Consider the following 16694-nt stretch of genomic DNA (forward strand, 5'->3'; position numbering starts at 1 on the left):
AACACGTTGCTCGCCTTTTATGGCAGCGTTATACAAATCCCACGAATATGCTATGTCAACAGGGCAGTGGAATTAGGAAATATATATGAACGACATCTACTTAAATCAAGAGCAATTTGAGAATATATTCAAGAATCACCTCAAAATTGAGACATATTCTAAGCCAATAGAAAGCCTTTTCAGCATAAGAAATCGACGAAAAATTGATTACAAGCCTTATTATCAAAGGAATTACGTATGGGACATTAATAAGGCGTCATACTTTATTGAAAGCATCATATTAGGAACGGAAATACCACCTCTTATATTCTTTAATAATGGCGAAAGTATCGAGATCATAGATGGAAGGCAGCGATTTGAAACTATACAGATATTTATGGATGACTCCATAAAACTAAAAAGGAAAGGGCTTTCAGCTTTAAAGCATCTAGATGGCTTTTCTTTTGAAAGTCTTCCCGGAAATATTCGAGATAATTTTTTGGATTCCACATTGCGAATTATTGAATTTGAAATAGTTAACGAACCAAAGCTCGATCCACTATTACAAGATAAAGTTAAAAAAGAAATATTTGGTCGTTATAACTCGGGAATAACCCCGCTGAAACGCTCAGAGATTGATAATGCAGTTTACGATAATGATGATTTATCGAATATTTTCAAAAGCAAAATAAAAAAAGGAACTGAACTTCACTCGATTATATCAACGCTATTTTTTAAGGATACTAAACAAACTAGATCTGATGGAAATGGCGTCCCGATTGAAACAATGATGCAGTTTATTAGGAAAAATCTAGTTCTTCACCTTATACCAATAACTTATTATGCTGCAGGTAGAAAAAACGAAATATTCGAAAGGCTTTATGATCAAGTAACAGATACACAAACTGACCACTTTGAAATTTACAATTATTTTTGTGAAAAACTATATATTTTATCTGATATAGAAAAATTCTCCAAAGATAGAGGAACGAATTTAAACAGACTTTTCTTGGAATGCTTGCTTTGGGTTCTTCAAGTCATAGATAACGAAGGACAGTCAATTACGTTGCTATCTCAAGAAAATATAAAATTAAAGATAGTCGAATATTACAATGAAAAACAAGAGGACTTTTCAGATGTTGATTACGCTTTCTATGCAAAAGTAATAACAAGGTACAACTCTGTCCTGGATTTTTATGAGGGGGAGTTTGACGTTGACCTTTCAATGTACAAGAGCGCGAATGAAGAATCCAAAGCGCAAATGAAAGAGTTAATGTCTGATAGTGAAGACGAAAATATTATTGGTCAGTTGGAGTCTCTTCGGCTCAACAAGCCTGAACCCTCTCGGACATCTATAGAGGATATATCAAGAGTAATGACGCGAAGAAAGTTTTTGGTCAGGCCATCCTACCAGAGATCTGAGGTCATAAATCTGCCAAAAGCATCCTCTATCATTGAAAGCATACTTCTCGGAATAGCTCTTCCTGCAATATTCGTATACAAAAGATTAAATGGAGTTTCTGAGGTTATTGATGGGCAGCAAAGAATACTGACCATACTGTCATATATTGGCGGTGAGTATGTTAATGAAGAAGGGGTTTCTGTAAAACCAAAAAACTCAGGATTCACATTGCGATCCCCAAAAATATTGCGAGAATACAAGGGAAAGAAATTCTATGAGTTACCTGAAGCAGCACAAGAAAAGATATTAGATTTTGAGCTTTTTGTCGTTTCCATTGAGCAAAAACTAAACCCAGAATTTGACCCAATAGACCTTTTTATTAGATTGAATGACAAACCATACCCAATAAAAGAACATTCTTTTGAGATGTGGAACTCATGGGCTGACAAAGAAATTATTACAGCTATAAAGTCAGAGGTGGAAAAGGAGAAAAGTTGGTTTTACGTCAGGTCGTCCGATAGGAAAAACTTCAGGGACAGAATGGAAAATGAAGAAATATATACATCCTTAGCTTATCTAGGCTACAAGGTCAAATATGAACCGAAATCCAAGTCCCTTGATATATTTCAGAAGGAAAATAGGCTTAATGCAAGAATCGGTTACAAAAAAGATATATCACATTTAATTAATGAGGCTTCTTCTAATGATGAGGTTAAGAGTAATTTCTTTGATGAAATTAAAAAAACCAAGTCCTTTGTAAAAAAAGTAAGAATATTACTAATAGATGATGATATACGGGCGGATAATGTCTCGTCTCATTTAAAGGAAGCTCTGGACAAGTTATTTAATTCACTAGAAAGAACGAATTTTAGAAGAACGTTTCAAGACTTTTATATTCTCTGGTTTATTGTTTCACCTTTATCTTTAGAAATATTGAAAAGCAATAGACATGATATAGCAAAATCTCTTGGCAGATTAATCGCATATTCAAAAAATATTCCTGAAGAAGATAGTGACGGTAAAGGGTATCTGAAATTCATTGATGGTGTGAAAGAGCTGCATGAAAAGTATGCCATTGAAAAGCGTAGAATTGTTCTGACTGACCAAGAAATCAAAGATATTATACTTAAGCAAGGTAATATCTGCCCTATATCAAAAACACCACTATATTGGGGTGACGAAGTTGAAGTTGATCATATAAAGCCACTAGCCCTGGGTGGAAAAGACGAACGGGGAAATCTTCAAGTTACGCACAAAGATAGTAATCGTAGCAAAGGCATTAAAACTGTATAACAAGTTGCTCAAACATCGTTACGGCCAAAAGCAGCCTCCACTGGACGCAGCAAGCTGCGCCGTTTAGCAAAGCGTTATGTTTACAAACATCGAGGAATCACCTAAATGCCTGAATGGCTAACCGACCTTAATAAAATTGGTTCAATAAGTTCTATTTTAGGTCTTATTGTTACTATATTTATATTTGTGGAGGCGAGAAAAATAAGGAATTCTTTTCTTCGTAGAGCAAGGCTTCCGGAGATAAATAAAGAGCTAGCTAAGGCCACCTCTAATGTTTCTGATCAACTTAAAAACTGGGGTGAAGATAAGACTCCCGCACTTGAGGCCTTTTCAAATGTTAAAGCTCTATTAGAAAACATAAAGCCTAAGCTGCCATCTGAGGAAAAAAACAAAGTGAAGGACTATCTTAGTCGGTTGCAGCCAAAGAAATATTTATTTGTAAATACATCTTTGGCTGAATTAGGTGAGGATTCTGCTTGGGAGCTATACACGGAACTTAGTGGTTTAGTAACTTCTCTTCAACAGCTAGCAAAAGATTCTAAATGGGACTGAGTATGAGTACAGAAAATAAAACAGCACAGTTGATCACAAAGTTAATTCGAGAAACTGCAAAAGGTAATGTGCAGTGGGAAGTCGAAGATGCCCCTAGGTCATTGAATAGCGAAACGGAGCAGTCGGTTCCACTTTATCTTCAAGCTGAATATAAAGGTAAATTATTAGGAGTATATGATCTTCGTTCAAAGCATTTCACTGACGTAGACGAATACTATTGGTCTGAAAGTATAGGGTTTTGTATTGTAGACTCAAGAGGTCGAGTTGTGTGGGAGTCAAATGACCCTTCTCCCGCTTTACTGGATTTATTTAATACAGCGAGAGAACAAGCGTCAGGAATTGATGATATTCTTGATGACTTGTTAGGCGACTAAAAACATAACAAACATGTCAACTGGACAATTTTTTGCTACGCGCTTTTGTGAATTTCGCTACGCTACATTTTTTCACAAAAGCGCTCCACAAAAAATCGCAGGTTACATGGGCGTTAGCTCTCAGGGCGGACGCAAAATTTTATGAAGAAGTTAAAGAATGAAAGTATTCCTTGATACAAATGTGTTTTATAAAAACTGGTATGCAGATAAGCCTAACTTTAAGCTGCTCTTTTATTTTCTGAACAACCAAAAATTTGATTTGCTTCTGTCAGACTTGGTCGTTCAAGAAACAAATAATATCCGGAACAGAGAAGCCAATGAAGTTCGGGCTGAAATCACTCGGTTAGTGAATAAAGCGAGCAAATTAAACGAGAATCCGCTCAACTTTCACGCAGAGCAACTGCACTTCAATGAATATGAACTTTCGGATGTACTAAAGTACAAAGTAGATTTGATTGAGAATATCAGTTACGAAAATATTTCTCAAAAGGTTGTAGTAGAACGAGCTATACAGTCAATTAAACCATTTACGAATCAGGAAAAAGGCTATCGAGACACTTTGATTTGGTTGTCTTTTTTGGCTTATCTACAAGAAAATGACATTGAAGGTGATGTTGCATTTATTACTAACAACAAACATGACTTCTTTGAAAGCAAAGGCAAGTTACTGACATTTAAAGAAGATCTCCAAAAAGACATAGATCAGCGCTCATTAAAAGCAAAAATTAAACCTTATCTAAATATATTTGACTTTGTAAACGAAAATGTAGACAAGATTGAGCACTCATTTGATCGCCAAGAAATTTTAGATGACTTAGAAGAATTCTTAATGGAGGAAACGGAAAGTTATCTGAACTCTATGAGTAATTATGACATTGGGCATATTCTCGACGCTCGAGTTTTCTCAGAAAAGATAACATCTGTAATGGATATAGAGTCTGATATCTTTGAAGGTCTTGAAGACCCAGAAGTGAAATCAGTCAAACGCTTACCTGAAAATAGTGTTTATATCAGTGCTTATTTTGAAATGAGAAGAGTTGATCTGGTCATAACTATAGATGTGATAGAGTTCAAACAGCATGTTGAAGAGATTGAAGCTATTAAGTCTCTTTACAATATTGAGTTGGATGGTGAACATACAAAGTTGTCTTTCATTTTAAGAACTTGTGTAGATGGCAGTTTTGAGTATGACGTAAAGGAAAAAAAACCTAGCAATCTATCCGTGGAGTATATCTTCAACAGATGAGTAGACGAGAGAACTAACAAAGCATTCAAGAGGGATTCACAACGCTTGGCAGTTTTGGTTTGAATTAGCTTAAGTGTTAACGGCACAATGCTTTAGGTCGGGTGGATTGCGTTGTTCACCCCTTAATGCGGCGTTAGCTTAGTATAACCAATTGATAGATAAAATTAATATGAAAAAGTTTTTTTTGATTATAGTTTCAGTTTTTGCCTTAATTTCACAGGCATTTGCTGAAAATCACATTAAGTATAATAAAGAGTTGGATGGCTTTGAATACCCATTTGAAGTCAAGACATTCGATCTTGATTCTCAAAATCAAAATTTAAAAATGCGATACATGGATATTGGGGATAAAGATGCACGAAAAGTTATTGTCTTATTGCATGGTAAAAATTTCTCAGGTTATTATTGGGAAAAAGTCGCAAAAGATCTTTTAAAGAAAAAGTACAGAGTGCTTATACCTGATCAAATTGGCTTTGGTAAATCCTCAAAACCAGATTACTACCAATATAGCTTTGGGCAGCTGGCATTAAACACTAAATCATTGTTGGATGATTTAAATATCAAAAAATTTGATCTTGTGGGTCATTCAATGGGGGGTATGTTAGCTACAACATTTGCTGTTAATTATCCTGCATCAGTTAATAAACTCATTCTGATTAACCCTATTGGCTTAGAGGATTATGGAAAGTATGTAGAGTTTAAAGATGTTAACTTCTTCTATAAAAGAGAGCTTGCTACAACACTAGATAAAGCTAGAAGCTATCAAAGTAAGAATTATTATGATGGGAAATGGTCAAGCGAATACGAGAAGCTTTTAATTCCTTTAAAAGGAATGCTTGCAGGGAAAGATTGGGAAGTTGTTGCTTGGAATAATGCTTTAACTTATGGCCCTATTTTCTCAGAAAATATAGTGAGTAGGTTTTCACAAATTAGGAGTGAAACTTTCTTAATCATTGGTACTAGAGATAAAACGGGCCCAGGTAGAGGTTGGTTAAAAGAAGGTGTCACTAGAAAGTTAGGCGAATATAAAGATCTCGGAAAAAGCACTAAAGCTATGATTAAAGACTCAGTGCTTATTGAGTTGGATGGGCTAGGTCATATGCCTCATTATGAAAACTATAACGTATTTATTAAAGCTTTCTATAAAGCGATTGATAAATAATAAAAATATCATCAAGTATAAAATGATTGAGCAAAGCAAACGAATGAGTTGTTGAGCATGAGCTGTATAAACGTTTAGGGAAAAGCAGTCAGCCCCGTGGTGAAGCCTTCCGTGCATTATTTGATGGTGAGGTTCTGCAAAAAAATCTTCAAGCAATATGCGAGGCAACGAACAAATCTTGGGTGTTAGGCAGTGATTCTTTTAAAGAAACGATAAAGGCTAAAGTCAACCGACCCATGCATCCAAAGAGCAAAGGGGGTGATAGGAAATCGAAAGCGTTTAAAAATAAAATCAATCGAGTCTGACCCTATTGATTTTTGGGTTTGAGCAACACAAATGTAGACGGCATATGAATAGGTTAAACAACAATGGGTAAGGGACGTACAGAGATGAAATATTTTGTGGCATTGTTAATGATTGGTTTGTCGAATTATTCTTACGCATTCGACAGAATCACGCTCATACCCGATGGACAGATTTCATTTCAGAACCCGATAAATTATAATGCCCCTTTCAAAAAAACGTATTTTTCTGAGCTTGAGGCTGGCGAGAATCTGTCTCAAGCAACGGTCATGCTTCATGGTAAAGATCGCGAAAACTATCGAGTTGCCCTGCAGCTTGAAACGAGTTTATCAGTCAATGCCGAAGGCCCACATCTTGACTTAACGGAGTGGAAACACTGCACGACCAAATGGCATCGGCTTAAGATCGCTGACAATCATACGGTGTTATTGCCGAATTTTGATGAGGTGAATGTGGACTGCTTTCCAGAAGTCACGCATGATGAAATAAATGCAGCGGTATTGGCGAAAGGCGGCGAGGAGTGGGTAAGGATACTTAATGGAGAAGGTTGGCCAGAAGGTTACAGTCCCGTCGATGTTTCGCTTAGCACGGCACGCATTAAAATAGAAAAATTAATTAATACACAATGGCAGGTCGTAACGGTAATTAATATCGCCATTCCAATGGGGTGTTAAATGAGTATGACAACACATGAAGCGGTTTGTTTTGAGCCCATATTACAGAGAGATTTTATATGATGAATTTTAAAATGATTGCCTTCGCTTTCATTGTCGTACTACTTCAAGGGTGTGCAAGCGCTCGAACGAGTTACGAATCCTTAATTGAAACGAGAGACGATGACTCGGCTATTTATTTAGCCGTCGGCGAAACCAAAGAAGTTTTAAGCATTAGCAATGGTTTTCCTGGCTGGTGGGGAGTCTACCCTGCAATCGTCTCATTCTCGCCTGAAATTGCCAGTGTGAACTGCGAAGCAAGTAAGTGGAGTGAAGTGTGTTATTTGACGGCGAATGAAGTTGGTGAAACCTGGTTGACCTATGGCAATCAATACACTATTGATATTAGTGCGCCTGAATCTCAAGCGAATAAAATAAAGGTTATTATCAGTCCAAAGTAACGGTTTGATATAAGGGCAATGTCGTATCGCTTGTATGGCAACACACCAAATGTGAGATAGGGTAGAGAAAGCATGAAGAGTATTCGCGGTATTGTCAGTCTTCTTTTATTAAGCAGCGCTAGCTATACGCAAGCAGCATTGCCACCTTCCGCCGTCAATTTGAGAGACTTGGATACGATGGTGCTGTTTATCAAGACACATCAACGCGTGGCTCAGTCGTTAAAACAGATTGACCTTATATCGCTGACTATCTTTTTTGATCGTGACTGCGAAGCACATTTTGAACGGCAAACACCCAGCTTTTTGACACGAGCTATGCCGGGGCCACAGCCTAAGATAAAATTCAAAAGCAGTAACTGTCCCATCGTTGAACGTGAATGATCGGTTTCTGCCTTGAACAATTGGGGTTAGAGTAAAATAAAATCTTCAAGGTCTTGAAAAATATAGTAATTTAAAAATAAATAGATCCTGACCCTATTGATTTCCGACCCTAGAGAGTCCGAGCGTTATGTGTTTTAGAGCTAACTGTAATCAACTGAACACTTGCATTTATAAATCTAACTGACAGTAAGATGAAAAAATTATTTAGTCTTATTTTTACAATATTACTAGTAACATTAGTTACTTTTAAAGCTGCCAACGCTTGGTTTAATCACAATGATGAGGTGGCTGAGAATAAGGAAATTATTGTTCTTCTTCACGGCCTAGGTCGAAGCAATACGTCAATGTGGTTGCTAGCTTCTCGACTTGAAGATGCCGGGTATTATGTTCAGCGTGTGGGGTACAGTTCTTTACATCAAAAGCCTGATGAAATCTTGCAAGATATCAGTTTACAAATTAACCAATGTTGCCAAAATCATACTCAAAACGTTAATTTCGTAGGGCATTCACTCGGAGGGTTGATGGTTAGAGCTTACCTACAAAATAATAAGGTAGATAAACTGGGAAGAGTCGTTTTATTGGGCACCCCAAATAAAGGCAGCAAAGCGGCTGACCACTTCAACAACAGTTGGTTAATGGATATTCTCGGCCCAACAGCTAAAGCCTTAGGTACCGATGATAAGAGTTTTCCACAATCACTAAAGCCTCCATACTATCCCGTGGGTATTATTGCAGGAGAGCTCAAGAGTAAATTGAATGACACGGTTATACCAGGAAAAGATGATGGACTTGTTTCGGTAGAAGCCACCAAGATTGATGGTATGACAGATTTTATCATTATAGAAACGGGTCATTCGATGATGCGTTATGACAGTGAAGTGGCAGATCAAACTATTGAATTTATAAAAAATGGTGTGTTTAAAGAGAAATAAAACACATAGCCAGTCGTTCAGGCGTGATCTGAGGCTTCCCACCAATTAATGGACCCTATTGGTTTTATGTTCTGGTCTACGTTCCGCTTTGGGGTGGCTTCGCCACTGTAGCCAAAACGCTACCACAGACCAAACACAACGGACAAAAGCACTGTATTTACAGGTGCCCGGTTTTTACGTAAATCAATGCGCCATTTTCTTTGGTAAGGGGGGTATGTCGACTCAGGTGTGGGCTGCGTAACCATGAGCCTTGAGGATAGCTGCCATGCTCATCATGAAAAGTACCCTCTAATACAAAAATCTCCTCTCCACCCCAGTGCTGGTGGGTGTTGAATTGCGTGTTCGGCGCCCATTTTACTAACGCTACGTGCTCACTTCCAAATTCATGTAGCGGCATGACGCTTAGACCTTCCACTAGCCCTGGGTGCCATGATTGTGTTTGGGTATCGATGACTTTTTGTTGTGTATCTGCTTCGTCAAACTGTTGTAGTTTGACGAAAATAGTTGCGCCTTCTTTACCTATTTTAGGTGTGTGTGCTGTGCCAATGGGGTTTCGTACATAACAGCCTTTACCATAGCTTTGATGCTCGTCAGAAAACACACCGTCGAGCACAAAGAACTCCTCGCCACCTGTATGAGTATGTGACGAGAACTCACTAAAGGGTTCGTAACGCACAATGGAGGTTGCACGTGCGATTTCATCACCGATTCTATCGAGCATCATGCGTTCCACGCCGGGCATGGGCGAGTCAACCCAGCGATAGTCATCGGGTTGAATTACAATTCGTTGTGAAAAATCGGTATTGATTTGTGTCGTCATTTTAAGCACCTAGTTAATCGTTTAGTTTCTACCTGCAGTCACTCCGCCATCCACATCCCAAATGGCACCTGTTACCCAGCTGGAGCAATCATTTAAAAGGAACAAGATGCTGTTGGCAATGTCATCCGGTTTGCCGATGCGGCCTATCGGATGAAAATCATCAACTCCCGCTAAGGCATTATCCATTTTCATGGTCAATAAATGTTTCATAAATGGGGTGGTTACTCCGGTTATTTTCAAGATACGGAAGGTCATTATTGGGAAGTAGCCTACAATCCGCATCAGGGTTTAACGTAATAAGGGATTAGTTCTTTCTTCTTTTTATAATCGTCAGTGGAATAAAGCGATACTTAAAAGTCTCGTATTATGCTTGCCATAAAGGGCGAAAGAACTTGGTTTTATGGTATTTGACTAAGCTTAAGAGTGTGGCTATTTAATTATTTTTGGAAATCAAATTGCCATATTTAGGGGGCTTGTTGTGGGCTACTTTAAGCTAGCATTCTGAGTAAGAAACACTACGCACAACAGCCTGTGTAGCCTGTTGTGCGTAGTGTGGTTAATGTTATCTATGAGGTTTTTTAGGCTTCATCTCTTTGAATTCTTCCAATTGCTCTTTTGTTAGAATGTTAGAGATTTTTTCATGCATGATGTCTCGGTTTTCTTTATGCGCTTTTCGAAGTGCTTTTTGTTTGGCTCGTTGCTCTTCAAATAGCACTTTAAGTGAATCGGCCTGCTTGTCGGTTAAATCAAGCTTTTCTTGCAAATGAGTAATTGATGGGCCTCTTTTTTGCATTTTGCCTTTAGAGCAGTCGTCAGATCTTTCTGCATAGGCACTGGTGGCTACTGTAAGGGCGATTGCTGATGTTAATAAAGCTGCTTTAATATTCATGGTTTTCTCCTAAATTTAATAAGCAGAACAGGGCGGTTAATGTCTCTGTTCTTGAGTTATAGAATAGGGGGCAATGTTGTAGCAATTACGAAGAGAATGTGAAGAAAATGTGGAGATATGGCCTAAGATGATTAAGTGATTAATCTTCATATTTAATCCATATTTAGTCGCTACAATTTTATTGTTGGTGGAATAATGAATAAAGAGTAGGGATAAGATGATAAACCTAAACGCAACAGCAAGCACAGAATTTATTACCGGCATATTTAAGGCGATCATATCTGCCTTTCAGCAAATAGGTGTACAGCCTAGAAGAGATTTAGCAGAGACTATGCAAACGGCTGCTTCAGGCTATGTATCCTTACTAAGGGCTGTTTAAAGCATGTTTTCTATACGAATTAGAATTTGGCACAAGCTGTTTTTCTCTATTCTATTGGTGATACTTCTGATTTTGCTCGTTAATATGGCGGTGACTCGTTATAGCTTCCAGCAGGGTTTTGGCCAGTATATTGAAGACGTTCGGTTAAAAAGGCTGAACAACGTTGAACGAACCTTAAGTGGGCTGTACCGACAATATGGCCATTGGGATTTTCTGAAAAATAAGCCTCTTTTGTGGCAACAATTGTTGTTTGAACATGAACTGGCATCGCAACCGCCAAGAAATGCTAAACAGCCAGAGCATCATAGACAAGAGCCTTCGGCTAGGCTTGGTTCAGCCCGTGTGTATTCTGAACGACGTCATCACGCAGCTGTTTTACCGCCCCATTTGCGCGGCCGAATAGGCTTGCAGGATAGTGCTCAAACGTCCATTTTTGGTCCGCCCGCTTCGAAAAATGATCGGAAACTGCCAATAATGCTGGATGATGAGGTGATTGGTTATTTGAGTATGCGACGTTTGAAAGGTATGCGTACGGGTATAGAGCAGCGGTTTGAACGTGATCAAGTTAAAAATTTACTATTAACAGGAATACTCTCGTTTGTGATTGCTGTTATTGTTTCTTTATTGCTGGCACGTGCATTTAATAAGCCCATTACTAGGTTAACAGGTATAGCACGGCAACTGACATCTGGTCAATTTGACAGCCGTGTGGAGAAAATTTCTAGAGATGAATTGGGAGACTTGGCCACTGATTTAAACACCCTTGCTGAGACACTTGATCAAAATCAGCAAAGTCGCCGTCAGTGGATTGCAGATATCTCTCACGAATTGCGCACACCGTTGACCATCCTTAAAGGTGAATTGGAAGCCATGGAAGATAATGTTAGGGAGCTGAATAGCGAGTCGATTCAATCCCTTTCTTTGGAGGTTAAGCATTTACAACGGCTGGTTGATGATTTGTACCAACTTTCTCTTTCCGATCAAGGCTCGCTGACCTATGAAAAGGTAGCAGTGAATCCATTTTTGTTGCTACAAAATGTAGCGGAAGGCTATGAGCTTCCAATGCAGCAGAAGAAGATTACTTTGAGCGTAGCATGCGATGAACCCTGCCCCATGGTATTGGCTGACCCTCAGCGACTTACTCAGCTGTTCACAAATTTATTAGAAAACAGCCTTCGTTATACCCATGAAGGAGGTCGCGTAAAGATACAATGTAAAAAGGAAGCTTCGTTAACGATCTGTTTTGAAGATAGCGAACCCGGTATTTCGCCAGAATTGATACCACGTTTATTTGAACGGTTGTTTCGAGTAGATAATTCTCGTAACCGAGATTCCGGTGGTTCTGGGCTCGGTTTATCTATTGCGCAGAGTATTGCAGAAGCACACGAGGGAAAATTGACAGCCGAGCCTTCATCACTGGGTGGGCTGAAAATCACCTTGGAGCTACCCATTTCATCAGGATAATCACGCTATGAATACTGCTGAACCAGAACGTACCATTCTAATTGTTGAAGATGAAACTAAGATAGCGCAATTACTGCAAGACTATCTCCATAAGGAGGGCTATAACACTCATTGGATTAACCATGGAGACGCTGTTATTGATTGGGTGCAGCAAGAGCAGCCGGACCTTATCTTATTAGACCTAATGCTGCCGGGTAAAGATGGCATTACTCTTTGTCAGGAAATACGACATTTTTCTGGCATCCCGATCATTATGATTACTGCACGGGTCGAAGAAATTGATAAAGTTTTGGGCTTAGAAATAGGTGCTAATGATTACATCTGCAAGCCTTTTAGCCCTCGTGAGGTGATGGCAAGAATAAAAGCTTTGTTTCGTACGTTGTCTTACCGGCAACAGATATCAACCGTTGAGAATCAATTGGTAACCTTGGATGAACAGCGAATATTAGCAACAGTAGCAGGGCAGGCGTTGGATTTAACCCCAGTTGAATTTCGTTTACTGAGCACATTGGTAAAACAACCGGGGCGAATATTTTCGCGATCGCAGTTAATGCATAAACTGTATGAAGATAACCGTGTAGTGACTGATCGGACCGTAGATAGCCATATTAAAAACCTGAGAAAAAAGATTTCTCATCACTATAAAGAGCAAGAGTTAATTAAATCTGTATACAGTGTTGGCTATAAGTATGAAGAATTGGGTGGAGATGGATTTAATGTGTAGCACGGTTGTGGCTGGCAAACCTATTGTGTTTTTGTAAGTGTGACAATGACGATAGGAAAAGGAGGCGTGCGTCTTATATTTAAAGTGTTAGGAAGGGAATTATGAAACCGAAAATCAGCATTATTACTCTTGGTGTAGATGACTTAGAAAGAGCGACTCGCTTTTATAGTGAGGGCCTTGGTTTGCCAACGCATAATGTTGAAGGTGACAATATATCGTTTTTTAGTTTGGAAGGAACGTGGTTGGCGCTCTATCCGCGCGAAGAGTTGGCTAAAGATATCGGGTTAACGGATTCGAATCAGGTTGGTTTCTCTGGCATAACGCTGGCCCACAATGTTGCAAGTAAGTCAGACGTGGATGCTGTGCTTGATCAAGCGGTCTCTGCTGGTGCTCGACTGATTAAACCTGCGCTGGAGGTTTTCTGGGGCGGTTACTCCGGTTATTTTCAAGATACGGAAGGCTATTACTGGGAGGTGGCCTACAACCCTTATCAGGATCTGACATAATAGCGAGGCAAAAAAGCATCCCTCATGATAACAATAAAGGTGGTGTTAAGGCGTGAATCGCCAGCCGATAATGCATAACAGTCAACAAACCGCCAGGTAATTAGCTATGAATCTTAACTTTAATAAAGAAGACGCCAGTCAGGTAGTTATTGGGTCCTTTGCTTTGGCAGTGCCTATTTCGTTTTCCGAAGAGGCCTGGAAACTAGGGGAAACTCTTCCTTTTGCAAACCTGTTTCTTGTTTTTATTTTGTCGATTGTATTTTTAAGCTTTTTTGCCTATCAAATTGTATTTCAAGGCGATATAAAATATAGAACATCAATATTTATAAGCAGAATATTTATTGCCTATTTTATAGCCGCTTGTGTGGTTGCTTTGGTGTTGTTGTCATTAAATAAGTTCCCTGTAATGCTAGATCCGGTGATAGCTTTGAAGCGACTAATTATTATTACGATGCCTGCTTCTATGGGAGCGATTATTGTTGATGGTTTTGATAAAGAATAGCAGTGAAGAAGATATTGGCTAGGAATGAAGATAGGCGCTTGGTTAGGTCGGATTAACTGTATACAAAGCAACCGTTTTTTTACGAATGTCGTAAATGAAAATCGAAAGTAGATAGTATCTTTAATAGCATGATTTTTCTAATGCTCGATTAATAGTAAGTTGCTTAGAAATTAAGACATTGAGCAATTGTTAATAAGTGGAGAAGTTTTATCAGTTGATGCCGATTAAACGGCCACAGTTGATGGGTGTTAAGCGAGAAAATAATGTTTATACTCACTCGGGTACGACACGTACTAATTTAAAAATAATCGAGAGAGGAGATTTCTTATGTTGACCGTTGTGATTTGTTTGACTTGTATTGCTTTTATGCCTTATTTGGCCTCATCAATTGGTGGTTATTACCGAATTTCACAAACAGGTAAATATGACCTTGTTAACCCACGTGTACAAGCCGCAACGCTAGTGGGTGCAGGGGCTCGTTCACAATATTTACATGCCAATTGCTGGGAAGCATTAGGCCTTTTTTCAGCTGCTGTATTGGCTGTTTTTATCACCAATGCGATAAATGAAACGGTTACCATGCTCTGCATTTCTTTCGTGGTTATACGCGGCGTTTACTTTATTGCCTATTTAACCAATATGGCAACCTTGCGTTTCAGTGCTTTTGGCTTGGGCTTTGCGTGTTGCGCGGGGCTTTTTTATACAGCAATAACAAGCATTCCTGCCTAATACCTAAAACAAGTTATGCAGATTTTTTCTGCATAACTTGTTGCTACACCTAATAAATTCTGCGTAAGACAATTTCTCTATTCAATATAATCATATTGTAAATTAGTATTTTCTAATGTATGTTATTTTTCTAGTAACACGATCATAAAAATTAGAATAAATAAACTAGGGGAGATAGGATTATGTCAGTAGAACGTGACTATGATGATTTGGCTCGAATAGATCGAACACATGTTAGCTTATATAACGATCAAGGGGTGTATAGCGATGAAATGGAACGGATTTTTTATCGCTCCTGGATATATGTCGCACACGAAAGTGAAATCCCGAATCCGGGTGATTACAAAACGACCTTTATGGGTGATGTTCCAGTTATTGTAACGCGTGGAGAAAATAATGAAATAAACGTTGTTATTAACCGTTGTACTCATCGCGGGGTAGCAGTGTGTCCTTTAGAAAAAGGTAATACACCTAGTTTTGTTTGCCAATATCATGGCTGGGAATATGGTATGGACGGTGAGTTATTAGCGGTGTCGATGCCGCGTGGTTATAACGAAGGTGAATTAGACTATAAAAGTTTAGGCTTAGTTTCGGCTAAAAAAGTTGAAAGTTATCGGGGTATTATCTTCGCGTCGTTACTATCTGTTCCTGATATTTCATTAGACGAGAAACTAAGAGGCGTGAAAGAGTACATCGACATGTACATGGATTTTTCTCCTGTTGGCGAAATCATCGTCGGTAATAGCGGGGTGAATAAACATTACTATCATGCTAACTGGAAAATCCAAACAGAAGGCAGTGTTGAGGGCTATCATGCGCCGGTTACCCATTCAACCGCCTTTGATGTGATGATCAGAAAAATGGGCATGCCACCTAATTATCAAGGCTATGACACTAAAGGTATGGATTGTGGTTATGGCAATAATTTACTGGAAGTGTACAGCTTGCCCGACGAAGCGGTTTATAAACGCTGGCCAGCTGAATATATAGACTTAATGATCGAGAAACACGGCAAAGAGCGCGCCATGCATGTGTTACGACATCGTTTTAATTTAGTGATTTTTCCCAACTTAGCCCTACTTGAATATCAATTCCGAGTTATTCGCCCTATGGGGGTTGATAAAACAGAAGTGCGTATGTATCACACGATGCTAAAAGATGCGCCTGATGAGATTAATACTCGACGGGTGCGTGAGCATGAGTTCTTTTATAGCCCTGCCGCCTTTGGTGGACCAGATGACTATGCGATGTTTGATAGAGCCGGTCAGGGGATGAAGGCAGAGATGGTACCGTGGATTTTATTTAATCGAGGTATTAAATCTGAAGAGGTCGATGAGCACGGGCGTCGTTATGGTGGGCATACGCAAGAAACACAGCAAAGAGCACCTTATTTTGAATACAGACGTTTAATGACGTTAGGGAGCCAATCATGAGTGCTAATAATTCAGAACAAATGACACGAGCTGAAGCAGAAGACTTTTTATTTGCTGAAGCATGTTTACTTGACGAAGGCGAGGTGAATGAGTGGAGAAAGCTATTCACTGCCGATGCATTATATTGGTTACCTTATAGCCGTGATGTAAATGTTGACCCAACAAAACATGTATCCATTATTTATGATGATATGGAGATGCTTGATGAGCGCATTAAACGGCTACAAAGCGGAGCTTGTCATGCACAAATACCTGGCTCAAGAACGCAACATTCAGTAAATAACGTACGGGTTAAAACAGTGGATGGAGTCGTCATCATTGACTCATACCTTACCTTGCATGAGTACCGTGCCAATCGGCAAGATCGGTTTTACCCATTGCAAACAATGGCAGCTAATTGCGAGCACAAATTAGTTAAGCGTGGCGGTGAATGGAAAATGACCAGCAAAAAAGTAGTACTGCTTAATTGTGATGGCGAAATATACGACTTAAGTTTTTTAATATAAATAG

At 39.0% G+C, this 16694-nt stretch carries 20 protein-coding genes; 17 read left to right on the plus strand and 3 right to left on the minus strand.

The window, feature by feature from the left end:
- Window positions 1-85: 85 nt before the first annotated feature.
- The 9 genes from CPC19_RS06135 to CPC19_RS06175 all read left to right on the plus strand — a co-directional run bounded on the left by CPC19_RS06135 (window position 86) and on the right by CPC19_RS06175 (window position 8738).
- Complete coding sequence (locus CPC19_RS06135; protein ID WP_016390134.1) at window positions 86-2674, plus strand: DUF262 domain-containing protein; 2589 nt, start codon at window positions 86-88, stop codon at window positions 2672-2674.
- 105 nt (window positions 2675-2779) lie between these two features.
- Window positions 2780-3226, plus strand: a complete 447-nt coding sequence (locus CPC19_RS06140; RefSeq protein WP_016390135.1) for a hypothetical protein — start codon at window positions 2780-2782, stop codon at window positions 3224-3226.
- Between the two features lie 2 nt (window positions 3227-3228).
- A complete protein-coding gene (locus CPC19_RS06145; protein ID WP_016390136.1) occupies window positions 3229-3600 on the plus strand; it encodes a hypothetical protein in 372 nt (123 codons plus the stop codon).
- A 157-nt stretch (window positions 3601-3757) separates the two neighbouring features.
- Window positions 3758-4846, plus strand: a complete 1089-nt coding sequence (locus tag CPC19_RS06150; protein WP_016390137.1) for a PIN domain-containing protein — start codon at window positions 3758-3760, stop codon at window positions 4844-4846.
- A 151-nt stretch (window positions 4847-4997) separates the two neighbouring features.
- Window positions 4998-6008 (plus strand): alpha/beta fold hydrolase, encoded by a 1011-nt coding sequence (locus CPC19_RS06155; protein WP_236610523.1) that lies wholly within the window; start codon window positions 4998-5000, stop codon window positions 6006-6008.
- A gap of 368 nt (window positions 6009-6376) precedes the next feature.
- The gene (locus CPC19_RS06160) at window positions 6377-6985 is read left to right on the plus strand and encodes a hypothetical protein (RefSeq protein WP_016390139.1); all 609 of its coding nucleotides are present in this window, start codon (window positions 6377-6379) and stop codon (window positions 6983-6985) included.
- A 59-nt stretch (window positions 6986-7044) separates the two neighbouring features.
- Complete coding sequence (locus CPC19_RS06165; RefSeq protein WP_016390140.1) at window positions 7045-7425, plus strand: hypothetical protein; 381 nt, start codon at window positions 7045-7047, stop codon at window positions 7423-7425.
- Window positions 7426-7497: 72 nt separating this feature from the next.
- Window positions 7498-7806: a hypothetical protein gene (locus CPC19_RS06170; protein ID WP_016390141.1), complete on the plus strand. Its 309-nt coding sequence runs from the start codon at window positions 7498-7500 to the stop codon at window positions 7804-7806.
- 191 nt (window positions 7807-7997) lie between these two features.
- On the plus strand, window positions 7998-8738 hold the full coding sequence (locus CPC19_RS06175; protein ID WP_016390142.1) for an alpha/beta fold hydrolase: 741 nt from the start codon (window positions 7998-8000) through the stop codon (window positions 8736-8738).
- 157 nt (window positions 8739-8895) lie between these two features.
- Here the strand turns inward: CPC19_RS06175 and CPC19_RS06180 are convergent, their stop codons facing one another.
- From CPC19_RS06180 to CPC19_RS06190, 3 genes are all read right to left on the minus strand, one after another.
- On the minus strand, window positions 8896-9558 hold the full coding sequence (locus CPC19_RS06180) for a cupin domain-containing protein (RefSeq protein ID WP_096910746.1): 663 nt from the start codon (window positions 9556-9558) through the stop codon (window positions 8896-8898).
- Between the two features lie 21 nt (window positions 9559-9579).
- Window positions 9580-9768, minus strand: coding sequence for an SDR family oxidoreductase (locus tag CPC19_RS06185; protein WP_016390144.1), 189 nt, complete (start codon window positions 9766-9768; stop codon window positions 9580-9582).
- Window positions 9769-10120: 352 nt separating this feature from the next.
- On the minus strand, window positions 10121-10447 hold the full coding sequence (locus tag CPC19_RS06190; protein ID WP_016390145.1) for a Spy/CpxP family protein refolding chaperone: 327 nt from the start codon (window positions 10445-10447) through the stop codon (window positions 10121-10123).
- Window positions 10448-10664: 217 nt separating this feature from the next.
- Here CPC19_RS06190 and CPC19_RS11885 point away from each other — a divergent pair, with 217 nt between their 5' ends.
- The 8 genes from CPC19_RS11885 to CPC19_RS06225 all read left to right on the plus strand — a co-directional run bounded on the left by CPC19_RS11885 (window position 10665) and on the right by CPC19_RS06225 (window position 16690).
- Window positions 10665-10826 (plus strand): hypothetical protein, encoded by a 162-nt coding sequence (locus tag CPC19_RS11885; RefSeq protein WP_016390146.1) that lies wholly within the window; start codon window positions 10665-10667, stop codon window positions 10824-10826.
- Window positions 10827-10829: 3 nt separating this feature from the next.
- Window positions 10830-12290: an ATP-binding protein gene (locus tag CPC19_RS06195; RefSeq protein ID WP_016390147.1), complete on the plus strand. Its 1461-nt coding sequence runs from the start codon at window positions 10830-10832 to the stop codon at window positions 12288-12290.
- Between the two features lie 7 nt (window positions 12291-12297).
- The gene (locus CPC19_RS06200) at window positions 12298-13014 is read left to right on the plus strand and encodes a response regulator (protein ID WP_016390148.1); all 717 of its coding nucleotides are present in this window, start codon (window positions 12298-12300) and stop codon (window positions 13012-13014) included.
- 101 nt (window positions 13015-13115) lie between these two features.
- Window positions 13116-13520 (plus strand): VOC family protein, encoded by a 405-nt coding sequence (locus CPC19_RS06205; RefSeq protein WP_015006128.1) that lies wholly within the window; start codon window positions 13116-13118, stop codon window positions 13518-13520.
- Window positions 13521-13626: 106 nt separating this feature from the next.
- Window positions 13627-14022: a DUF2391 family protein gene (locus tag CPC19_RS06210; protein WP_015006127.1), complete on the plus strand. Its 396-nt coding sequence runs from the start codon at window positions 13627-13629 to the stop codon at window positions 14020-14022.
- A 327-nt stretch (window positions 14023-14349) separates the two neighbouring features.
- A complete protein-coding gene (locus CPC19_RS06215) occupies window positions 14350-14751 on the plus strand; it encodes an MAPEG family protein (protein ID WP_016390150.1) in 402 nt (133 codons plus the stop codon).
- A 182-nt stretch (window positions 14752-14933) separates the two neighbouring features.
- Window positions 14934-16184, plus strand: coding sequence for an aromatic ring-hydroxylating dioxygenase subunit alpha (locus tag CPC19_RS06220; RefSeq protein WP_016390151.1), 1251 nt, complete (start codon window positions 14934-14936; stop codon window positions 16182-16184).
- Window positions 16181-16690, plus strand: a complete 510-nt coding sequence (locus CPC19_RS06225; protein ID WP_016390152.1) for an aromatic-ring-hydroxylating dioxygenase subunit beta — start codon at window positions 16181-16183, stop codon at window positions 16688-16690. Before CPC19_RS06220 ends, CPC19_RS06225 begins: the two co-directional genes overlap by 4 nt.
- Window positions 16691-16694: the final 4 nt, after the last annotated feature.

This window comes from Cycloclasticus sp. PY97N (assembly GCF_002443175.1).
GTDB lineage: Bacteria > Pseudomonadota > Gammaproteobacteria > Methylococcales > Cycloclasticaceae > Cycloclasticus > Cycloclasticus pugetii.

What these genes read in the sequence shown, in the direction of transcription:
- CPC19_RS06135 (WP_016390134.1), top strand. Translation starts at nt 86, where the DNA reads ATGAACGACATCTACTTAAATCAAGAGCAATTTGAGAATATATTCAAG.
- CPC19_RS06140 (WP_016390135.1), top strand. Translation starts at nt 2,780, where the DNA reads ATGCCTGAATGGCTAACCGACCTTAATAAAATTGGTTCAATAAGTTCT.
- CPC19_RS06145 (WP_016390136.1), top strand. Translation starts at nt 3,229, where the DNA reads ATGAGTACAGAAAATAAAACAGCACAGTTGATCACAAAGTTAATTCGA.
- CPC19_RS06150 (WP_016390137.1), top strand. Translation starts at nt 3,758, where the DNA reads ATGAAAGTATTCCTTGATACAAATGTGTTTTATAAAAACTGGTATGCA.
- CPC19_RS06160 (WP_016390139.1), top strand. Translation starts at nt 6,377, where the DNA reads ATGGGTAAGGGACGTACAGAGATGAAATATTTTGTGGCATTGTTAATG.
- CPC19_RS06165 (WP_016390140.1), top strand. Translation starts at nt 7,045, where the DNA reads ATGATGAATTTTAAAATGATTGCCTTCGCTTTCATTGTCGTACTACTT.
- CPC19_RS06170 (WP_016390141.1), top strand. Translation starts at nt 7,498, where the DNA reads ATGAAGAGTATTCGCGGTATTGTCAGTCTTCTTTTATTAAGCAGCGCT.
- CPC19_RS06175 (WP_016390142.1), top strand. Translation starts at nt 7,998, where the DNA reads ATGAAAAAATTATTTAGTCTTATTTTTACAATATTACTAGTAACATTA.
- CPC19_RS06180 (WP_096910746.1), bottom strand. Translation starts at nt 9,558, where the DNA reads ATGACGACACAAATCAATACCGATTTTTCACAACGAATTGTAATTCAA.
- CPC19_RS06185 (WP_016390144.1), bottom strand. Translation starts at nt 9,768, where the DNA reads ATGAAACATTTATTGACCATGAAAATGGATAATGCCTTAGCGGGAGTT.
- CPC19_RS06190 (WP_016390145.1), bottom strand. Translation starts at nt 10,447, where the DNA reads ATGAATATTAAAGCAGCTTTATTAACATCAGCAATCGCCCTTACAGTA.
- CPC19_RS11885 (WP_016390146.1), top strand. Translation starts at nt 10,665, where the DNA reads ATGATAAACCTAAACGCAACAGCAAGCACAGAATTTATTACCGGCATA.
- CPC19_RS06195 (WP_016390147.1), top strand. Translation starts at nt 10,830, where the DNA reads ATGTTTTCTATACGAATTAGAATTTGGCACAAGCTGTTTTTCTCTATT.
- CPC19_RS06200 (WP_016390148.1), top strand. Translation starts at nt 12,298, where the DNA reads ATGAATACTGCTGAACCAGAACGTACCATTCTAATTGTTGAAGATGAA.
- CPC19_RS06205 (WP_015006128.1), top strand. Translation starts at nt 13,116, where the DNA reads ATGAAACCGAAAATCAGCATTATTACTCTTGGTGTAGATGACTTAGAA.
- CPC19_RS06210 (WP_015006127.1), top strand. Translation starts at nt 13,627, where the DNA reads ATGAATCTTAACTTTAATAAAGAAGACGCCAGTCAGGTAGTTATTGGG.
- CPC19_RS06215 (WP_016390150.1), top strand. Translation starts at nt 14,350, where the DNA reads ATGTTGACCGTTGTGATTTGTTTGACTTGTATTGCTTTTATGCCTTAT.
- CPC19_RS06220 (WP_016390151.1), top strand. Translation starts at nt 14,934, where the DNA reads ATGTCAGTAGAACGTGACTATGATGATTTGGCTCGAATAGATCGAACA.
- CPC19_RS06225 (WP_016390152.1), top strand. Translation starts at nt 16,181, where the DNA reads ATGAGTGCTAATAATTCAGAACAAATGACACGAGCTGAAGCAGAAGAC.